The 18,848-nt window shown below is 45.1% G+C and carries 32 protein-coding genes; all 32 read left to right on the forward strand.

The window, feature by feature from the left end:
- The first annotated feature begins 109 nt into the window (after positions 1-109).
- The 32 genes from fusA (at position 110) to rplQ (ending at position 18,683) form a co-directional block, all read left to right on the forward strand.
- Positions 110-2,206 carry an elongation factor G gene (gene fusA / locus BTO10_RS22185; protein WP_105025849.1) on the forward strand — a complete coding sequence of 699 codons (2,097 nt, stop codon included), beginning with the start codon at positions 110-112 and terminating at the stop codon, positions 2,204-2,206.
- Positions 2,207-2,353: 147 nt separating this feature from the next.
- The gene (tuf, locus tag BTO10_RS22190) at positions 2,354-3,538 is read left to right on the forward strand and encodes an elongation factor Tu (protein WP_105025790.1); all 1,185 of its coding nucleotides are present in this window, start codon (positions 2,354-2,356) and stop codon (positions 3,536-3,538) included.
- A 314-nt stretch (positions 3,539-3,852) separates the two neighbouring features.
- Positions 3,853-4,041: a (2Fe-2S)-binding protein gene (locus tag BTO10_RS22195; protein WP_105025850.1), complete on the forward strand. Its 189-nt coding sequence runs from the start codon at positions 3,853-3,855 to the stop codon at positions 4,039-4,041.
- 81 nt (positions 4,042-4,122) lie between these two features.
- On the forward strand, positions 4,123-4,605 hold the full coding sequence (gene bfr / locus BTO10_RS22200) for a bacterioferritin (protein ID WP_061033929.1): 483 nt from the start codon (positions 4,123-4,125) through the stop codon (positions 4,603-4,605).
- A 424-nt stretch (positions 4,606-5,029) separates the two neighbouring features.
- On the forward strand, positions 5,030-5,341 hold the full coding sequence (rpsJ, locus tag BTO10_RS22205) for a 30S ribosomal protein S10 (protein ID WP_004736761.1): 312 nt from the start codon (positions 5,030-5,032) through the stop codon (positions 5,339-5,341).
- A gap of 14 nt (positions 5,342-5,355) precedes the next feature.
- Positions 5,356-5,985, forward strand: a complete 630-nt coding sequence (rplC, locus tag BTO10_RS22210) for a 50S ribosomal protein L3 (RefSeq protein WP_004738804.1) — start codon at positions 5,356-5,358, stop codon at positions 5,983-5,985.
- 16 nt (positions 5,986-6,001) lie between these two features.
- Positions 6,002-6,604: a 50S ribosomal protein L4 gene (gene rplD / locus BTO10_RS22215; RefSeq protein WP_004738803.1), complete on the forward strand. Its 603-nt coding sequence runs from the start codon at positions 6,002-6,004 to the stop codon at positions 6,602-6,604.
- On the forward strand, positions 6,601-6,903 hold the full coding sequence (rplW, locus tag BTO10_RS22220; RefSeq protein ID WP_004738802.1) for a 50S ribosomal protein L23: 303 nt from the start codon (positions 6,601-6,603) through the stop codon (positions 6,901-6,903). The genes rplD and rplW overlap by 4 nt, the downstream gene beginning before the upstream one ends.
- 15 nt (positions 6,904-6,918) lie before the next feature.
- Positions 6,919-7,743, forward strand: coding sequence for a 50S ribosomal protein L2 (rplB, locus tag BTO10_RS22225; RefSeq protein ID WP_004738800.1), 825 nt, complete (start codon positions 6,919-6,921; stop codon positions 7,741-7,743).
- Positions 7,744-7,762: 19 nt separating this feature from the next.
- Positions 7,763-8,041 (forward strand): 30S ribosomal protein S19, encoded by a 279-nt coding sequence (gene rpsS, locus BTO10_RS22230; RefSeq protein WP_004736729.1) that lies wholly within the window; start codon positions 7,763-7,765, stop codon positions 8,039-8,041.
- Between the two features lie 10 nt (positions 8,042-8,051).
- Positions 8,052-8,384, forward strand: a complete 333-nt coding sequence (gene rplV / locus BTO10_RS22235) for a 50S ribosomal protein L22 (protein WP_004736732.1) — start codon at positions 8,052-8,054, stop codon at positions 8,382-8,384.
- A gap of 18 nt (positions 8,385-8,402) precedes the next feature.
- Complete coding sequence (rpsC, locus tag BTO10_RS22240) at positions 8,403-9,101, forward strand: 30S ribosomal protein S3 (RefSeq protein WP_004738797.1); 699 nt, start codon at positions 8,403-8,405, stop codon at positions 9,099-9,101.
- Positions 9,102-9,112: 11 nt separating this feature from the next.
- On the forward strand, positions 9,113-9,523 hold the full coding sequence (rplP, locus tag BTO10_RS22245; protein WP_004736736.1) for a 50S ribosomal protein L16: 411 nt from the start codon (positions 9,113-9,115) through the stop codon (positions 9,521-9,523).
- Positions 9,523-9,714 (forward strand): 50S ribosomal protein L29, encoded by a 192-nt coding sequence (gene rpmC / locus BTO10_RS22250; protein WP_004736737.1) that lies wholly within the window; start codon positions 9,523-9,525, stop codon positions 9,712-9,714. The genes rplP and rpmC overlap by 1 nt, the downstream gene beginning before the upstream one ends.
- Complete coding sequence (rpsQ, locus tag BTO10_RS22255; protein ID WP_004738796.1) at positions 9,714-9,968, forward strand: 30S ribosomal protein S17; 255 nt, start codon at positions 9,714-9,716, stop codon at positions 9,966-9,968. Before rpmC ends, rpsQ begins: the two co-directional genes overlap by 1 nt.
- A gap of 161 nt (positions 9,969-10,129) precedes the next feature.
- A complete protein-coding gene (gene rplN / locus BTO10_RS22260) occupies positions 10,130-10,501 on the forward strand; it encodes a 50S ribosomal protein L14 (protein ID WP_004738793.1) in 372 nt (123 codons plus the stop codon).
- An 11-nt stretch (positions 10,502-10,512) separates the two neighbouring features.
- Complete coding sequence (gene rplX, locus BTO10_RS22265) at positions 10,513-10,830, forward strand: 50S ribosomal protein L24 (RefSeq protein WP_004738792.1); 318 nt, start codon at positions 10,513-10,515, stop codon at positions 10,828-10,830.
- A 24-nt stretch (positions 10,831-10,854) separates the two neighbouring features.
- Positions 10,855-11,394: a 50S ribosomal protein L5 gene (gene rplE / locus BTO10_RS22270; RefSeq protein ID WP_004738790.1), complete on the forward strand. Its 540-nt coding sequence runs from the start codon at positions 10,855-10,857 to the stop codon at positions 11,392-11,394.
- Between the two features lie 16 nt (positions 11,395-11,410).
- On the forward strand, positions 11,411-11,716 hold the full coding sequence (gene rpsN / locus BTO10_RS22275) for a 30S ribosomal protein S14 (RefSeq protein WP_004738789.1): 306 nt from the start codon (positions 11,411-11,413) through the stop codon (positions 11,714-11,716).
- 29 nt (positions 11,717-11,745) lie between these two features.
- Positions 11,746-12,138, forward strand: coding sequence for a 30S ribosomal protein S8 (gene rpsH, locus BTO10_RS22280; protein WP_004738788.1), 393 nt, complete (start codon positions 11,746-11,748; stop codon positions 12,136-12,138).
- A gap of 13 nt (positions 12,139-12,151) precedes the next feature.
- Positions 12,152-12,685 carry a 50S ribosomal protein L6 gene (gene rplF / locus BTO10_RS22285; protein ID WP_004738786.1) on the forward strand — a complete coding sequence of 178 codons (534 nt, stop codon included), beginning with the start codon at positions 12,152-12,154 and terminating at the stop codon, positions 12,683-12,685.
- Positions 12,686-12,694: 9 nt separating this feature from the next.
- Positions 12,695-13,048: a 50S ribosomal protein L18 gene (gene rplR / locus BTO10_RS22290; RefSeq protein WP_004738784.1), complete on the forward strand. Its 354-nt coding sequence runs from the start codon at positions 12,695-12,697 to the stop codon at positions 13,046-13,048.
- Between the two features lie 14 nt (positions 13,049-13,062).
- Positions 13,063-13,563 (forward strand): 30S ribosomal protein S5, encoded by a 501-nt coding sequence (rpsE, locus tag BTO10_RS22295; RefSeq protein ID WP_004738783.1) that lies wholly within the window; start codon positions 13,063-13,065, stop codon positions 13,561-13,563.
- A gap of 7 nt (positions 13,564-13,570) precedes the next feature.
- Complete coding sequence (gene rpmD / locus BTO10_RS22300) at positions 13,571-13,747, forward strand: 50S ribosomal protein L30 (protein ID WP_004736756.1); 177 nt, start codon at positions 13,571-13,573, stop codon at positions 13,745-13,747.
- A 5-nt stretch (positions 13,748-13,752) separates the two neighbouring features.
- Positions 13,753-14,187 carry a 50S ribosomal protein L15 gene (rplO, locus tag BTO10_RS22305; RefSeq protein ID WP_004736758.1) on the forward strand — a complete coding sequence of 145 codons (435 nt, stop codon included), beginning with the start codon at positions 13,753-13,755 and terminating at the stop codon, positions 14,185-14,187.
- A 20-nt stretch (positions 14,188-14,207) separates the two neighbouring features.
- Positions 14,208-15,542 (forward strand): preprotein translocase subunit SecY, encoded by a 1,335-nt coding sequence (secY, locus tag BTO10_RS22310; protein WP_004738781.1) that lies wholly within the window; start codon positions 14,208-14,210, stop codon positions 15,540-15,542.
- Positions 15,543-15,583: 41 nt separating this feature from the next.
- Positions 15,584-15,697: a 50S ribosomal protein L36 gene (gene rpmJ / locus BTO10_RS22315; RefSeq protein ID WP_000868186.1), complete on the forward strand. Its 114-nt coding sequence runs from the start codon at positions 15,584-15,586 to the stop codon at positions 15,695-15,697.
- A gap of 148 nt (positions 15,698-15,845) precedes the next feature.
- Positions 15,846-16,202 (forward strand): 30S ribosomal protein S13, encoded by a 357-nt coding sequence (gene rpsM, locus BTO10_RS22320; RefSeq protein WP_004738779.1) that lies wholly within the window; start codon positions 15,846-15,848, stop codon positions 16,200-16,202.
- A 19-nt stretch (positions 16,203-16,221) separates the two neighbouring features.
- The gene (gene rpsK, locus BTO10_RS22325; protein ID WP_004738778.1) at positions 16,222-16,611 is read left to right on the forward strand and encodes a 30S ribosomal protein S11; all 390 of its coding nucleotides are present in this window, start codon (positions 16,222-16,224) and stop codon (positions 16,609-16,611) included.
- 31 nt (positions 16,612-16,642) lie between these two features.
- Positions 16,643-17,263 (forward strand): 30S ribosomal protein S4, encoded by a 621-nt coding sequence (gene rpsD / locus BTO10_RS22330; RefSeq protein WP_004738777.1) that lies wholly within the window; start codon positions 16,643-16,645, stop codon positions 17,261-17,263.
- A gap of 22 nt (positions 17,264-17,285) precedes the next feature.
- Entirely contained in the window at positions 17,286-18,278 is a 993-nt protein-coding gene (locus BTO10_RS22335; RefSeq protein WP_004729813.1) for a DNA-directed RNA polymerase subunit alpha, read from the forward strand.
- 24 nt (positions 18,279-18,302) lie between these two features.
- Positions 18,303-18,683 (forward strand): 50S ribosomal protein L17, encoded by a 381-nt coding sequence (rplQ, locus tag BTO10_RS22340; protein WP_004729812.1) that lies wholly within the window; start codon positions 18,303-18,305, stop codon positions 18,681-18,683.
- Positions 18,684-18,848 lie beyond the last annotated feature (165 nt).

Consider the following 18,848-nt stretch of genomic DNA (forward strand, 5'->3'; position numbering starts at 1 on the left):
CTTCTTTAGTTCCTATGCTTACGCTAGGAACTATTGCTATTTCTAGGGCAGGCAATTTTTATCCTAGGTATAGCAATAGTCCCTAAGTCTCGAATAAGAGGATTCAACCGTGGCTCGTAAAACTCCTATTGAGCAGTACCGTAACATTGGTATCGTTGCTCACGTAGATGCAGGTAAAACAACCACAAGTGAACGTATTCTGTTCTATACCGGTCTTTCTCACAAAATCGGCGAAGTTCACGATGGTGCAGCAACCATGGACTGGATGGAGCAAGAGCAAGAGCGCGGTATTACGATCACTTCAGCAGCAACCACTACGTTCTGGCGTGGTATGGAAGCGCAATTCCCAGATCACCGTATCAACATCATCGACACTCCTGGACACGTTGACTTCACTATTGAAGTAGAACGTTCTCTACGTGTACTTGATGGTGCCGTTGTTGTGTTCTGTGGTTCATCTGGTGTTGAGCCTCAATCAGAGACAGTTTGGCGTCAAGCTGATAAGTACCAAGTTCCTCGTATGGTTTTCGTTAACAAAATGGACCGTACTGGCGCAGACTTCTTGCGCGTTATCGAGCAGATCAAGGACCGCCTAGGCGCGACTCCTGTTCCGATTCAACTGAACATTGGCGCTGAAGAAAACTTCCAAGGTGTTGTCGATCTTATCAAGATGAAGGCAATCAACTGGAACGAAGCTGACCAGGGCATGACTTTTACGTACGAAGACATTCCAGCAGACATGCAAGAAATGGCTGAAGAATATCGTACAGAACTTGTTGAAGCAGCGGCAGAAGCTTCTGAAGAGCTAATGGATAAGTACCTTGAAGAAGGTGAACTGACAGAAGCTGAAATCAAACAAGGTCTTCGTACTCGTACCCTTACCAATGAAATCGTACTAGCAACTTGTGGTAGTGCATTCAAAAACAAAGGTGTACAAGCTGTTCTAGATGCAGTGGTTGATTTCCTTCCTTCTCCAGTTGATGTACCTGCAATTAAGGGCATCGATGAAGACGAGAATGAAGCAGAGCGTCACGCGGACGACAAAGAACCGTTCTCAGCGCTAGCATTCAAGATCGCAACAGACCCATTCGTTGGTACTCTAACTTTCATCCGTGTTTACTCTGGTGTTGTTGAAAGCGGTAAAACAGCTTACAACTCTGTGAAGAAACAACGTGAACGTTTAGGTCGCATTGTACAAATGCACTCAAACAAGCGTGAAGAAGTAAAAGAAGTACGAGCAGGTGACATTGCGGCTATTATCGGCCTAAAAGATGTGACCACTGGTGAAACTCTGTGTGACCAGAACCATAAGATTGTTCTAGAGCGCATGGAATTCCCAGACCCAGTTATTCAGATCGTTGTAGAGCCAAGCTCACAAGCCGATCAAGATAAAATGACTATCGCGCTAAGTAAATTAGCGGCAGAAGACCCATCGTTCCGCGTCGATATGGATGACGAAACCGGCCAGACACTGATTTCTGGTATGGGTGAACTACACTTAGATATCATCGTTGACCGTATGAAGCGCGAATTTAGCGTGAACTGCAACGTTGGTAACCCGCAAGTGGCTTACCGTGAAACAATTCGTGGTACAGCGAAAGCGGAAGGTAAATTTATCCGTGAACACGGTGGTAAAGGTCAATACGGTCATGTTTGGCTGAAACTGGAACCATCAGAAGTTGGCGAAGGCTTTGTCTTCGTGGATGAAATTGCCGATGGTACAGTACCAAAAGAGTTTATCGCTTCAGTAGCTAAAGGCGTTGAAGAACAGATGAACAATGGTGTGCTTGCTGGCTATCCAGTTCTGGATATCAAAGCTACACTATATGATGGTTCTTACCATGAAACAGATTCAAGTGAGATGGCGTTTACAATCGCTGCCTCTATGGCTTTCAGAGCAGGTGCACTTGAAGCGCAACCAGTTCTGCTTGAGCCTATGATGAAAGTTGAAGTAACTACTCCAGAAGACTGGATGGGTGACGTTGTTGGCGATATTAACCGTCGTCGCGGCATCATCGAAGGTATGGACGAGGGTACAGCTGGCCTGAAGATAATTCGTGCACAAGTTCCGTTGTCTGTCATGTTCGGTTACTCAACTGATTTACGTTCTGCGACACAAGGTCGTGCTTCTTACTCCATGGAGTTTAGTGAGTACGCTGAAGTGCCTAACAATGTTGCAAAAGCAATCATTGCAGAGCGTGGTTAAACAATAGGGCTGCATTTTTTTCATTTTTTGAAAGATCTAATGCGTCCAAATATTGCGCTAACGAGAGTTGGCGCATAAAATAGCAATTTCTGGCGCGTCTCGACCAATAATGGTCGTGGCGAATCATAACTAGGAAGGAACACGATCGTGTCTAAAGAAAAATTTGAACGTACGAAACCGCACGTAAACGTTGGTACTATCGGCCACGTTGACCACGGTAAAACAACTCTAACAGCTGCTATCTGTACTACACTTTCTAAAGTGTACGGTGGTGAAGCGAAAGACTTCGCATCTATCGATAACGCTCCAGAAGAGCGTGAGCGCGGTATCACAATCGCAACTTCTCACGTTGAGTACGACACTCCAACTCGTCACTACGCACACGTAGACTGTCCAGGACACGCGGATTATGTTAAAAACATGATCACTGGTGCTGCACAAATGGACGGTGGTATCCTAGTTGTTGCTGCGACTGACGGCCCAATGCCTCAAACTCGTGAGCACATCCTACTTGGTCGTCAAGTTGGTATCCCTTACATCATCGTATTCATGAACAAATGTGACATGGTTGATGACGAAGAGCTACTAGAACTAGTAGAAATGGAAGTTCGTGAACTTCTTTCTGAGTACGAATTCCCAGGTGATGACCTACCAGTAATCCAAGGTTCTGCTCTTGGCGCACTAAACGGCGAGAAGCAATGGGAAGACAAGATCGTTGAGCTAGCTGAAGCTCTAGATACTTACATCCCAGAGCCAGAGCGTGCAGTAGACCAACCGTTCCTACTACCAATCGAAGACGTATTCTCGATCCAAGGTCGTGGTACAGTTGTAACTGGTCGTATCGAGCGTGGTATCCTACGTGTAGGTGACGAAGTAGAAATCGTTGGTATCAAAGAAACAACAGTAACTACTTGTACTGGTGTTGAAATGTTCCGTAAGCTTCTAGACGAAGGTCGTGCTGGTGAGAACGTTGGTGCACTTCTACGTGGTACTAAGCGTGACGAAGTTGAACGTGGCCAAGTACTATCTGCTAAAGGTTCTATCAACCCACACACTAAGTTTGAGTCTGAAGTATACGTACTTTCTAAAGACGAAGGCGGCCGTCACACTCCTTTCTTCAAAGGTTACCGTCCACAGTTCTACTTCCGTACAACTGACGTAACAGGCGACATCACTCTACCAGAAGGCGTAGAAATGGTAATGCCAGGTGACAACGTTCAAATGACTGTTGAGCTAATCGCTCCAATCGCAATGGACGAAGGTCTACGTTTCGCTATCCGTGAAGGTGGCCGTACTGTAGGTGCTGGTGTTGTAGCTAAAATCTTCGCTTAATAGCATTTAGATTTTTGCACTCTCTTCATCAGAAGAGCACGCATCAAAAAAGGGAAGCTTCGGCTTCCCTTTTTATTTTGGTTATAAGGCAAATTCCCAACACGTAATATCCGAAATCTGTATTCCGATTTAAATACAGTTATTTACTTAGCAGCTTAAGTCGCTCACCTAAACTATCTCCTCTTCAAAGCCCATTAATCTTTCTTTTCGACGAAATACTATAACCAATCGATATAAACATACGCTAATTTTGACTGGTAATAAGAATGATTCCTTTTTATATTTAACCTCAAATTAAAGGGTTAGGTTTTACTATGTACGTTTGTTTATGCCATGGGGTCTCGGACAAGAAAATCCGCAAGTTGGTATTAGAAGAGGGCATTACTGACATAAAAGGAATTAAAAAGTGTACAGCACTTGGCAGTCAATGCGGAAAGTGTGTACGTTCAGCAAAAGAAGTCATTGACGACACCGCGAAAGACCTGTTCAAACAGGCAAGCTAATTCTGCTCAAAGCGCAGTAGCTTTTTTGACACTTCTCGATTCGGTTCTACAGTTAGAAGAGCCAAAGAGGAGGGCTATGTCATGAAAGGCGATCCAATCATCATTCAACATCTTAATAAAATTCTTGGTAACGAACTTGTCGCAATAAATCAGTACTTCTTGCATGCGCGCATGTACAAAGACTGGGGTTTAAAGCATTTAGCCGACAAGGAGTATCATGAATCCATCGACGAAATGAAACATGCCGACCATCTGATTGAACGAATCTTGTTTCTCGAAGGGCTACCCAATCTGCAAGATCTAGGCAAACTTAAAATCGGCGAAGATACTCAGGAAATGCTAGAGTGTGACTTATCGTTAGAGATGGAAGCCATTCCTGATCTGAAAAACGCTATCGCTTATGCAGAAGATATTCATGATTATGTATCACGCGATCTGTTTCTTGAGATTTTGGAAGATGAAGAAGAACATGTCGATTGGTTAGAAACTCAACTCGGCCTCATCAAAATGACAGGTATTCAAAATTACCTACAAGCTCAATATGTCGATGAAGACGAAGGCTAAAAAATATCGATAACAAGGGTAGCTGCTCAGGCGCATCCTAGTGGCTACCTAGCATTTCTTTTCCCGGCGGTAGGGCACTACCAAGAGCTAAAAAAGCGCCAATTACTCCTCTCAATAGATTCTTCGATTATTTTTCAAACACAGCTTGCAAGTTAAAGTGTGATCTGTATAATGCACCGCACTGGCTTAAGCTGGTTGTGAACCAATGAGCACTGAGGAGTAGGTTTTACCTAGTAATGTATACTCAGCTTATGTTCGCGGTTAATAAAAATAGTAAGGCTTGTCTTTACTTCAAAAGTTAACTGACAATGCGTCCTAATTTTGGATGCTACGGTTTCACATAAATCAATCGGCATTCTCTCGTTTTATCGAGTTTGAGTGGCGATATTGTTTGTGTAATTTTTAATAATTGGAGCTCTGTCTCATGCAGAACCAACGTATTCGTATCCGCCTTAAAGCGTTTGATTACAAGCTAATCGATGCTTCAACTGCGGAAATCGTTGAAACAGCAAAACGTACTGGCGCACAGGTTCGTGGTCCTATCCCACTACCTACTCGTAAAGAGCGTTTCACTGTTCTTACCTCTCCACACGTCAACAAAGATGCACGTGACCAGTACGAAATCCGTACTCACAAGCGTTTGATCGACATCGTTGAGCCAACAGACAAAACTGTTGATGCTCTAATGCGTCTTGATCTTGCAGCTGGCGTTGATGTTCAAATCAGCCTAGGTTAAGGGAGATAAGAATAATGATTGGTCTAGTCGGACGTAAAGTGGGTATGACCCGCGTATTTACTGAAGAAGGCGTTTCTATCCCAGTAACTGTTGTTGAGGTTGAAGCGAACCGTATTTCTCAAGTTAAAACTCTAGAGAACGACGGCTACGCAGCAATCCAAGTAACTACTGGTGCTAAGAAAGCTAACCGTGTAACTAAACCTGAAGCTGGTCACTTCGCGAAAGCGGGTGTAGAAGCAGGTCGCGGTCTTTGGGAATTCCGTTTAGAAAACGGCGAAGAGTTTGAAGTTGGCGCTGAGCTAAACGTAGAACTTTTCAACGAAATTAAAAAAGTAGACGTTACTGGTACATCTAAAGGTAAAGGCTTCCAAGGCGCTGTTAAGCGTTGGAACTTCTCTACTCAAGATATGACTCACGGTAACTCTTTGTCTCACCGTGCACCGGGTTCAATTGGCCAATGTCAAACTCCAGGTCGCGTGTTTAAAGGCAAGAAAATGGCAGGTCACATGGGTGCTGAGCGTGTAACGACTCAAAACCTAGAGATCGTACGTGTTGACGCTGAGCGCAATCTGCTTCTTATTAAAGGTGCAGTACCAGGCTCAACAGGCGGCAACGTGATCGTAAAACCTGCTGTTAAAGCATAACGTCTAGGAGTAAGTAATGGAATTGATGGTTAAAGGTGCTGATGCACTAACTGTTTCCGAGACTACTTTCGGACGTGACTTCAACGAAGCTCTTGTACACCAAGTAGTTGTTGCATATGCAGCAGGTGCTCGTCAAGGTACTCGTGCTCAAAAGACTCGTTCTGAAGTATCTGGCGGTGGCGCTAAGCCATGGCGTCAAAAAGGTACTGGCCGCGCACGTGCTGGTACAATTCGTAGCCCAATCTGGCGTACAGGTGGTGTTACTTTTGCTGCGAAACCACAAGATCACAGCCAAAAAGTAAACAAGAAAATGTACCGCGGTGCTATGAAGAGCATTCTTTCTGAGCTTGTTCGTCAAGAGCGTCTAATCGTTGTTGATAACTTCTCAGTAGAAGCACCAAAAACAAAAGAACTTGTAGCTAAGCTTAAAGAGCTTGAGCTAAGCGACGTTCTGATTGTTACTGGCGAAGTAGATGAAAATCTATTCTTAGCTGCTCGTAACCTATACAAAGTTGATGCACGTGACGTTGCTGGTGTTGATCCAGTATCTCTAATTGCATTCGACAAGGTTCTAATGACTGCTGACGCAGTTAAGCAAGTTGAGGAGATGCTAGCATGATCACTGAAGAGCGTATCTTAAAAGTTCTACGTGCTCCGCACATCTCTGAAAAAGCAACTATGGCAGCTGAGAAAGCGAACACTATCGTTTTCAAAGTAGCTAAAGATGCAACTAAGAAAGAGATCAAAGCAGCTGTAGAAAAGCTATTTGAAGTTGAAGTTAAGTCTGTAAATACTCTTGTTCAAAAGGGTAAGACCAAACGTCAAGGTATGCGTGAAGGCCGTCGTTCAGACGTTAAGAAAGCCTACGTTACTTTGAAAGAAGGTCAAGATCTTGACTTCGTTGGCGGCGCGGAATAACAGGAGTAGTTAAAAATGGCTATTGTTAAATGTAAGCCGACTTCCCCTGGTCGTCGTCACGTCGTTAAAGTTGTTAACGCTGACCTACACAAGGGTAAGCCATACGCACCTCTTCTAGAGAAAAACTCTAAGAACGGTGGTCGTAACAACAACGGTCGTATCACAGTACGTCACATCGGCGGTGGTCACAAGCACCACTACCGTGTAATTGACTTCAAACGTACTAAAGATGGCATCCCAGCGAAAGTTGAGCGTCTAGAATACGATCCAAACCGTAGCGCTAACATCGCTCTAGTTCTGTACGCAGACGGTGAGCGTCGTTACATCATCGCACCAAAAGGCATTCAAGCCGGTGACCAGATCCAATCTGGTGTTGATGCGCCAATCAAAGCAGGTAACACTCTGCCGATGCGCAACATCCCAGTAGGTTCTACTGTACACTGTGTTGAACTTAAGCCTGGTAAAGGTGCTCAACTAGCTCGTTCGGCTGGTGCTTATGCTCAAATCGTTGCTCGCGACGGTGCATACATCACTATCCGTCTACGTTCTGGTGAAATGCGCAAAGTGCTTTCTGAAGGTCGTGCAACGATCGGTGAAGTTGGTAACTCTGAGCATATGCTACGTGAACTTGGTAAAGCTGGTGCTTCACGCTGGCGCGGCGTACGTCCAACCGTACGTGGTGTAGTAATGAACCCGGTGGATCACCCACACGGTGGTGGTGAAGGCCGCACATCTGGTGGTCGTCACCCAGTTTCTCCTTGGGGCGTTCCTACTAAGGGCTTCAAGACTCGTAAGAACAAGCGCACTGACAAGTACATCGTACGTCGTCGCACTAAATAATTTATAAAGAGGAATCGCCATGCCACGTTCTCTCAAGAAAGGTCCTTTTATTGACCTACACTTGCTGAAGAAGGTAGAGAAAGCGGTGGAAAGCGGAGACAAAAAGCCTATTAAGACTTGGTCCCGTCGCTCAATGATCATCCCAACAATGATTGGTTTGACCATCGCTGTCCATAATGGTCGTCAGCACGTTCCAGTTTTCGTTACCGAAGAAATGATCGGTCACAAACTGGGCGAATTTGCACCAACTCGTACTTATCGCGGTCATGCTGCAGATAAGAAAGCTAAGAAGAAGTAAGGAGTAGATGATGGAAGCTTTAGCTAAACATAACTTTGCTCGTATTTCTCCACAGAAAGCTCGCTTAGTTGCAGACCAAATTCGCGGTAAGTCGGTAGACCAAGCTCTAGAAATTCTAACTTTCAGCAACAAAAAAGCTGCTGTTCTAGTTAAGAAAGTTCTAGAGTCAGCTATCGCTAACGCGGAACATAACGAAGGTGCAGATATCGACGATCTAAATGTCGCTAAAATCTTCGTAGATGAGGGCCCTATCATGAAGCGTATTATGCCTCGTGCTAAAGGTCGTGCGGATCGTATCTTGAAGCGTTCAAGCCACATCACTATTGTTGTAGCAGATCGCTAAAGACTAGGAGAGTAAGCAATGGGTCAGAAAGTACATCCTAATGGTATTCGTCTTGGCATCGTTAAGCCTTGGAATGCTACATGGTTTGCTAATACCAAAGATTTCGCTGACAACCTAGACGGCGACTTCAAGGTACGTCAGTTCCTTACAAAGGAACTACAAAAAGCATCACTATCTCGTATCGTTATCGAGCGTCCAGCTAAGAGCATCCGTGTGACTATTCACACAGCTCGTCCTGGCGTTGTTATCGGTAAGAAAGGTGAAGACGTAGAGAAGCTACGCGCAGCTGTAGCTAAAATCGCAGGTGTACCAGCGCAAATCAATATCGCTGAAGTACGTAAGCCTGAGTTAGATGGTCAGCTTGTAGCTGATAGCATCGCGTCTCAACTAGAGCGTCGTGTTATGTTCCGTCGTGCTATGAAGCGCGCAGTACAAAACGCTATGCGTCTAGGCGCTAAAGGTATCAAAGTGGAAGTAAGTGGTCGTCTAGGCGGCGCTGAAATCGCACGTTCTGAGTGGTACCGTGAAGGCCGTGTGCCTCTACACACTCTACGTGCAGACATTGATTACGCAACTTCTTCGGCTCACACTCAATACGGTGTGATCGGCATTAAAGTTTGGATCTTCAAAGGTGAGATTCTAGGCGGTATGCCAGCTGCTAACGCAGTAGAGCCTAAAGGCGACAAGCCTAAGAAGCAGCGTAAAGGCCGTAAGTAAGGAGTCGAACGATGCTACAACCAAAACGTACTAAGTTCCGCAAGGTTATGACTGGTCGTAACCGTGGTCTAGCTAAAGGTACTGAAGTAAGCTTCGGCGAATTCGGTCTTAAAGCTGTTGGCCGTGGTCGTCTGACTGCACGTCAAATCGAAGCGGCACGTCGTGCTATGACACGTCACATTAAGCGTCAAGGTCAAATCTGGATTCGTGTATTCCCAGACAAACCGATTACTGAAAAGCCTCTTGAAGTTCGTCAAGGTAAAGGTAAAGGTTCAGTAGCGTACTGGGTTGCTCAAATCCAACCTGGCAAAGTTATGTACGAAATGAATGGCGTACCTGAAGAGTTGGCACGTGAAGCGTTCCGCCTAGCGGCACGTAAACTGCCTGTTAAAACTACTTTTGTAACTAAGCAGGTGATGTGATGAAAGCACAAGATCTACGCGAAAAGAACGTTGAAGAGCTTAACGCTGAGCTATTGAATTTGCTACGTGAACAGTTCAACTTGCGCATGCAAGCTGCAACTGGTCAGCTTCAGCAAACTCATACTCTAAAAGCTGTACGCCGTGATATCGCACGTGTGAAAACTGTTTTGACTGAAAAGGCAGGCGCATAATGAGCGAAACTAACCGCATCCAGCAAGGCCGTGTAGTAAGTGACAAGATGGACAAGTCTATCGTTGTTGCTATCGAACGTACTGTAAAACACCCAATTTACGGTAAATACGTTAAACGCACGACTAAAGTACACGCACACGACGAAGACAACACTTGTGGCCTAGGCGACAAAGTTGAAATCGCTGAGTGTCGTCCTCTGTCTAAGACTAAGTCTTGGACATTGGTTAAAGTTCTAGAAAAAGCGAAGATTTAATCTTTGTAATTCTATAACTTATAAGCGGCTCCAAATTATTTTTGGGGCCGCTTGTTTTTTGTCTACCCAATTTAAAAAAAGGGTGGTACAATTCGCGTCCCTTTTAAAGAGGCAGCCCGACCCGAGAGGGTCTAGTTTTAATATTTAGCGGAGCACTAACAATGATCCAGATGCAAAGTACACTTGACGCAGCAGATAACTCTGGCGCGCGCAAGGTAATGTGTATTAAGGTTCTGGGTGGCTCTCACCGCCGTTATGCACATATCGGTGACATCATCAAAGTTACAGTTAAGGAAGCAATTCCTCGCGGTAAAGTAAAAAAAGGTGATGTTCTGAAGGCGGTAGTAGTGCGCACCCGTAAAGGCGTTCGTCGCCCAGACGGTTCTGTCATTCGCTTCGACAGTAATGCTTGTGTATTGTTAAACGACACTACTGAGCAACCAGTCGGCACACGTATCTTTGGTCCTGTGACTCGTGAACTTCGTAATGCGAAATTCATGAAGATTGTATCACTAGCACCTGAAGTTCTGTAAGGAGCGGCAATATGGCAGCTAAAATCCGTCGTAATGACGAAGTAATCATTCTTGCTGGTAAAGATAAAGGCAAGAAAGGTAAAGTAACTAAGGTTCTGACAACTGGTAAAGTTATCGTTGAAGGCATCAACCTTGTTAAAAAACACCAAAAGCCGGTTCCGGCTCTAGGTCAACAAGGTGGCATCGTTGAACAAGAAGCAGCTATTGACGCTTCTAACGTTGCAGTTTTTAACGCGGCTACTGGTAAAGCAGACCGTATCGGTTTCCGTATCGAAGATGGCAAGAAAGTTCGTTTCTTCAAATCTAACGGCGAAACTGTTTCTAACTAATTAGAAGTAATTTGGAGTTCTACTATGGCGAAACTGCATGATTACTACAAGTCGTCTGTAGTCGCTGAGCTTACCAAAGAGTTCAGCTACACAAGCGTCATGCAAGTCCCTAGGATTGAGAAAATCACCCTAAACATGGGCGTTGGTGAAGCAATCAACGATAAGAAACTGCTAGAAAACGCAGCAGCTGATATGGCAACGATCTCTGGTCAAAAGCCACTTATCACTAAAGCGCGTAAATCTGTAGCTGGTTTCAAAATTCGTGAAGGCTACCCAATTGGTTGTAAAGTAACCTTGCGTGGTGAGCGCATGTGGGAATTTTTAGAGCGTTTAATCTCTATCGCACTTCCACGTGTACGTGATTTCCGTGGTGTTAGCGCTAAGTCTTTCGACGGTCGCGGTAACTACAGCATGGGCGTTCGCGAGCAAATCATCTTTCCGGAAATCGACTACGATAAAGTCGATCGTGTCCGCGGTCTTGATATCACTATCACGACTTCTGCGGGTTCCGATGAGGAAGGCCGAGCTCTGCTGGCTGCCTTTAACTTCCCATTCCGTAAGTAAGGGTAGGGTTACTGTTATGGCTAAACAATCAATGAAAGCACGTGAAGCTAAACGTGCAAAACTAGTAGCTAAGTTCGCTGAAAAGCGTTCTGCGCTAAAAGTTATCATTAGCGATGTAAACGCATCTGAAGAAGATCGTTGGAATGCGGTTCTTAAACTGCAGTCTCTTCCACGTGATTCAAGTGCATCACGTCAGCGTAACCGTTGCAACCAAACTGGTCGTCCACACGGTTACCTACGTAAATTCGGTCTAAGCCGCATTAAGGTTCGTGAAGCTTGCATGAAAGGCGAGATTCCGGGTCTTCGTAAGGCTAGCTGGTAATTGCCACTTAATCATTTGGAGTAAATCTTATGAGCATGCAAGATCCGATTTCGGATATGCTGACCCGCGTTCGTAACGGTCAGGCAGCAAACAAAGTTGCTGTAAAAATGCCTTCTTCAAAGCTTAAAGTTGCAATTGCTGCACTACTAAAAGCTGAAGGTTACATCGTAGACTTCGCTGTTGAAGGCGAAGCAAAACCTGAGCTAGAAGTTACTCTTAAGTACTTCCAAGCTAAACCTGTAATCGAGCAAATCAAGCGTGTATCACGTCCTGGTCTACGAGTTTATAAAAATAAAGACTCTCTACCAACAGTGATGGGCGGTCTTGGTATTGCAGTTGTTTCTACTTCCAAGGGTCTAATGTCTGACCGTGCTGCTCGTAAAGCAGGTCTTGGCGGTGAAATCATCTGTTACGTAGCTTAATAAGGAGTAGATTATGTCTCGTGTTGCTAAAGCACCTGTCGCTATTCCAGCTGGCGTAGAGGTGAAACTAAACGGCCAAGAAGTTACTGTAAAAGGTAGCAAAGGTGAGCTTACTCGCGTTCTTAACAACGCCGTAGTTATTGCACAGGAAGAAAACAACCTAACTTTCGGTCCGAAAGAAGGTGTTGCTAACGCATGGGCACAAGCTGGTACAGCTCGCGCTCTAGTTAACAACATGGTTGTAGGTGTTACAGAGGGCTTCACTAAGAAGCTAACTCTAAAGGGTGTTGGTTACCGTGCTGCTATGAAAGGCAACTCTGTAGCTCTAACTCTTGGTTTTTCTCACCCAGTAGAGCACGCTCTACCTGAAGGTATTAAAGCTGAGTGCCCTAGCCAAACTGAGATCGTTGTAACTGGTTGTGACAAGCAGCTAGTTGGTCAAGTTGCGGCTGACATTCGTTCTTACCGTGCTCCTGAGCCTTACAAAGGTAAAGGTGTTCGTTACGCAGATGAAAATGTGCGTACTAAAGAAGCTAAGAAGAAGTAAGGTATCACTATGGATAAGAAAGCATCTCGCATCCGTCGTGCTACACGTGCACGTCGTAAGATTGCAGAACTTGGTGCAACTCGCCTGGTAGTACACCGTACTCCTCGCCATGTTTACGCACAAGTTATCGCGGCAAACGGCTCTGAGGTTATCGCAGCTGCTTCTACTGTAGAAAAAGCGATCCGTGAGCAAGTTAAGAACACTGGTAACGTTGATGCAGCTAAAGCAGTTGGTAAAGCTGTTGCTGAGCGCGCTCTTGAAAAAGGCGTAGCTTCAGTTGCATTCGATCGTTCTGGTTTCCAATACCACGGTCGAGTAGCGGCGCTAGCAGAATCTGCTCGCGAAGCTGGTCTGAAATTCTAAGGTAGGGTTGGAAGATGGCTAAAGAACAACAACAAGCTAATGATTTGCAAGAAAAGCTAATCGCTGTTAACCGTGTATCTAAGACGGTTAAAGGTGGTCGAATCATGAGCTTCACTGCACTAACAGTAGTTGGTGACGGTAATGGTCGTGTAGGTTTCGGTTACGGCAAAGCTCGTGAAGTACCTGCTGCGATTCAAAAAGCAATGGAAAAAGCGCGTCGTAACATGGTTACTGTTGCGCTGAACGAAGGCACTCTTCACCACCCGGTGAAAGGTCGTCATTCGGGCTCTAAAGTTTACATGCAGCCAGCTGCAGAAGGTACAGGTGTTATTGCCGGTGGTGCAATGCGTGCTGTACTTGAAGTTGCGGGCGTACATAACGTACTTTCTAAAGCATACGGTTCTACGAACCCTATCAACATCGTTCGTGCAACGATTGGTGCTCTAGTAGACGTTAAGTCACCAGAAATGGTTGCTGCTAAACGTGGTCTAACTGTTGAATCTATTTCGGAGTAAGCACACGATGGCAACTATTAAAGTAACTCAAACTAAAAGCTCAATTGGTCGCCTACCTAAGCACAAAGCGTGTCTTAAAGGTCTAGGTCTTCGTCGCATCAACCATACAGTAGAACTTGAAGATACTCCGTGCGTACGCGGTATGATCAACAAGGTTTACTACATGGTTAAGATTGAGGAGTAATCAGAATGCGTTTGAATACTCTATCACCGGCTGCTGGCTCTAAACCTTCTAAGAAGCGTGTAGGTCGTGGTATCGGTTCTGGCCTTGGTAAAACAGGTGGCCGCGGTCACAAAGGTCAAAAGTCACGTTCTGGCGGCTCTGTACGTCCAGGTTTTGAAGGCGGTCAAATGCCTCTAAAACAACGTCTACCTAAATTCGGTTTCACTTCTCGTAAGAGCCTAGTGTCTGCTGAAGTTCGTCTAGCTGAGCTAGCGAAAGTAACAGGTGACGTAGTTGATCTTAACAGCCTTAAAGCTGCTAACGTTATCACTAAGAACATCGAATTCGTTAAGATCGTTCTTTCTGGTGACCTAAGCAAAGCTGTGACTGTTAAAGGTCTACGCGTGACTAAAGGCGCTAAAGCTGCAATCGAAGCTGCAGGCGGTAAAATCGAGGAATAATCTCGAGGAACGAGGTACAGATGGCTAAGAAACCAGGACAAGATTTTCGTAGTGCTCAGAGCGGCTTAAGTGAACTAAAGTCGCGCTTATTATTCGTAATTGGTGCACTTTTAGTATTCCGAGCCGGCTCTTTTGTGCCGATCCCTGGTATTGACGCAGCTGTACTTGCCGATTTGTTCGATCAGCAAAAAGGTACCATCGTTGAAATGTTTAACATGTTCTCCGGTGGTGCTCTTGAGCGTGCATCTATATTAGCATTGGGTATCATGCCGTACATTTCGGCATCGATCGTAGTCCAATTGTTAACTGTAGTTCATCCAGCGTTAGCGGAACTCAAGAAAGAGGGTGAAGCAGGCCGTCGTAAGATAAGCCAATATACACGCTACGGCACGCTTGTACTTGCAACATTCCAAGCTATTGGTATTGCAACGGGCTTACCAAACATGGTCGACAATCTGGTTGTTATCAACCAAACCATGTTTACGCTTATTGCTACCGTGAGTTTAGTAACTGGTACCATGTTCTTAATGTGGTTAGGTGAACAAATCACTGAGCGAGGAATCGGTAATGGTATTTCCATTCTGATTTTTGCAGGTATTGTTGCTGGATTGCCTTCTGCAATCGGTCAAACAATCGAGCAAGCGCGTCAAGGTGAATTGCATGTGCTTCTTCTGCTGTTGATTGCTGTATTGTCTTTTGCTGTTATCTACTTCGTAGTTTTCATGGAGCGTGGTCAACGTCGTATCGTTGTTAACTATGCGAAACGTCAACAAGGTCGTAAGGTTTTTGCAGCACAAAGCTCTCACTTGCCACTTAAAATTAATATGGCAGGTGTTATTCCAGCGATTTTCGCATCGAGCATTATTTTGTTCCCAGGAACATTAGCACAGTGGTTTGGTCAAAATGGTGAAAGCAGCGCGTTCGGTTGGTTAACTGACGTGTCATTAGCTCTTAGCCCAGGTCAGCCTCTATATGTAATGCTTTATGCAGCAGCTATAATCTTCTTCTGTTTCTTCTATACAGCGTTGGTGTTTAACCCACGTGAAACAGCTGATAACTTGAAGAAGTCTGGTGCATTCGTACCCGGTATCCGCCCAGGTGAGCAGACAGCGAAATATATCGATAAAGTGATGACTAGACTAACCCTTGCGGGCGCTCTATACATTACTTTTATATGTCTGATTCCTGAATTCATGATGGTCGCGTGGAACGTTCGTTTCTACTTCGGCGGTACTTCACTACTAATCGTAGTGGTAGTTATCATGGATTTCATGGCACAGGTACAGACTCATCTGATGTCACAACAGTATGATTCTGTGTTAAAGAAAGCGAATCTGAAAGGTTACGGCCGTTAATTCGGTGGTAATAATTTCAGTTCCATTTACGGAGTTTAGCAATGAAAGTTCGTGCTTCCGTTAAAAAAATCTGCCGTAACTGTAAAGTTATCAAGCGTAACGGTGTCGTTCGCGTGATTTGCAGTGAGCCAAAGCATAAGCAACGCCAAGGCTAATCAGCAGAAATTTTTACTTGAAATACAAGGTAGAGTCGAGTATATTCCTCGGCCTACCTTTTGCGTGCAAAAGAAGTAGTATGCCGCAGCGTATCCATAACGGGCTTTGCTGCGGATAATTCTTTTATGAACCCCTTAGGAGTGAATAATGGCCCGTATAGCAGGCATTAACATTCCTGATCACAAGCATTCTGTAATTGCACTTACTGCAATCTACGGTATCGGCAAAACTCGCTCTCAAGCTATTCTAGCTGAAGTGGGTATTGCTGAAGATGCTAAGATCAGTGAACTAACTGAAGAGCAGATCGATCAACTGCGTGATGGTGTAGCTAAGTACACTGTAGAAGGTGATCTACGTCGTGAAGTATCGATGAACATCAAGCGTCTTATGGACCTTGGCTGTTACCGCGGTCTTCGTCATCGTCGCAGTCTACCACTACGTGGACAGCGTACTAAAACCAACGCTCGCACCCGCAAGGGTCCGCGCAAGCCGATCAAGAAATAGTCGGATAAGGTAGAGTACAATGGCAAAACAACCAACTCGCGCGCGTAAGCGCGTACGCAAGCAAGTAGCTGATGGCGTAGCGCACATTCATGCTTCTTTCAACAACACAATCGTAACTATCACTGACCGTCAAGGCAATGCTCTTGCATGGGCTACAGCAGGTGGTTCAGGTTTCCGCGGTTCTCGTAAATCTACTCCGTTCGCAGCACAAGTTGCAGCTGAGCGTTGTGGTGAAATGGCTAAAGAATATGGCCTAAAGAACTTGGAAGTTATGGTTAAGGGTCCAGGTCCAGGTCGTGAATCTACTGTTCGCGCACTGAACGCTGCTGGTTTCCGTATCACTAACATTGTTGATGCGACACCAATCCCTCATAACGGTTGTCGTCCACCTAAGAAACGTCGCGTTTAAGTTTCGTTTCTAGGAATATTGGAGAAAGATCATGGCAAGATATTTGGGTCCTAAGCTAAAGCTTAGCCGTCGCGAAGGTACTGACTTATTCCTTAAGTCTGGTGTCCGTGCGATCGATACCAAGTGTAAAATTGATAACGCACCAGGTGTACACGGCGCTCGTCGCGGTCGTCTATCTGAGTATGGCGTTCAGCTTCGTGAGAAGCAAAAAGTTCGTCGTATCTACGGCGTTCTAGAAAAACAATTCCGCAACTACTACAAAGAAGCTGCACGTCTAAAAGGCAACACGGGTGCAAACCTGCTTCAGCTTCTTGAAGGTCGTCTTGATAACGTAGTTTACCGTATGGGCTTTGGCGCAACTCGTGCTGAATCTCGTCAACTAGTTAGCCACAAGTCTATCCTAGTTAACGGTAAAGTTGTAAACGTTCCTTCTTTCAAAGTAGCGGCAAACGACGTTGTTTCTATCCGCGAGAAAGCTAAACAGCAATCTCGTATTAAAGCGGCTCTAGAAGTTGCTGAACAACGTGAAAAGCCAACTTGGATTGAAGTAGATGCTGGCAAAATGGAAGGTACATTCAAGCGTATGCCTGAGCGTTCTGACCTATCAGCTGACATCAATGAACACTTGATCGTCGAACTTTACTCTAAGTAAGGTTAAAAAAAGAGAGGACACAATGCAGGGTTCTGTAACAGAATTTCTTAAGCCGCGTCTTGTTGACATTGAACAGATCAATACGACACACGCGAAAGTAACTCTTGAGCCATTAGAGCGCGGTTTCGGCCACACTCTAGGTAATGCTCTTCGCCGCATTCTTCTATCTTCTATGCCGGGTTGTGCCGTAACAGAAGTTGAAATCGAAGGTGTGCTACACGAATACAGCACTAAAGAAGGCGTTCAGGAAGATATCCTGGAAATCCTTCTAAACCTTAAAGGTTTGGCTGTGCGCGTTGCTGAAGGCAAAGATGAAGTGTTTATTACACTGAACAAATCAGGCTCAGGCCCTGTTGTTGCAGGTGACATCACCCACGATGGTGATGTAGAGATCGCTAACCCTGAGCACGTAATTTGTCACCTAACGGATGACAACGCTGAGATCGCAATGCGTATCAAAGTAGAACGTGGTCGTGGTTACGTTCCAGCTTCAGCTCGTATCCATACTGAAGAAGATGAGCGTCCAATCGGTCGTCTACTTGTTGACGCTACTTACAGCCCGGTTGATAAAATCGCTTACGCTGTAGAAGCGGCACGTGTAGAACAACGTACTGACTTAGACAAGCTTGTTATCGATATGGAAACGAACGGTACTCTAGAACCTGAGGAAGCAATCCGTCGCGCAGCTACTATCCTAGCTGAACAACTGGATGCGTTCGTAGATCTTCGCGATGTACGTGTACCTGAGGAGAAGGAAGAGAAGCCAGAATTCGATCCTATCCTACTACGTCCTGTAGACGATCTTGAACTAACAGTTCGCTCTGCTAACTGTTTGAAAGCAGAAGCGATTCACTACATCGGTGATCTTGTACAGCGCACTGAGGTTGAGCTACTTAAAACGCCAAACCTTGGTAAGAAATCTCTTACAGAGATTAAAGATGTGCTTGCTTCACGTGGTCTGTCTCTAGGCATGCGTCTAGAAAACTGGCCACCAGCGTCAATCGCTGAAGATTAATCGAAAAGTTAGAAGGATTAGGTCATGCGCCATCGTAAAAGTGGTCGTCAACTCAACCGCAACAGCAGTCATCGTAAAGCGATGTTCAGCAACATGGCTAGCTCTCTTGTTCGTCACGAAGTTATCAAAACTACCGTGCCTAAAGCAAAAGAACTACGTCGCGTAATTGAGCCGTTGATTACCCTAGCTAAGACAGACAGTGTTGCTAACCGTCGTCTTGCATTCGCTCGCACTCGTGATAACGAAGTGGTAGCAAAACTATTTAATGAACTAGGCCCGCGTTTCGCGGCTCGCCAAGGTGGTTACACTCGCATTCTTAAATGTGGTTTCCGTACTGGTGATAAAGCTCCAATGGCTTACATTGAGCTTGTAGACCGCCCAGCTGCTGAAGAAGCTGCTGAGTAATCTATACTAGATTGTTAATACAAAAAGCCGAGCCTAGCTCGGCTTTTTTGTATCTATTGCTTTTCGATCTGGCATCATAATACTTGGCATTTTCTCTTGCTTAGAACAAGTGTCGCTCTCAAAATATCTCATATCTCATATCTCATATCTCATATCTCATATCTC

Origin of the sequence: Vibrio chagasii, assembly GCF_002954585.1 — a bacterium.
Taxonomy (GTDB): domain Bacteria; phylum Pseudomonadota; class Gammaproteobacteria; order Enterobacterales; family Vibrionaceae; genus Vibrio; species Vibrio chagasii_A.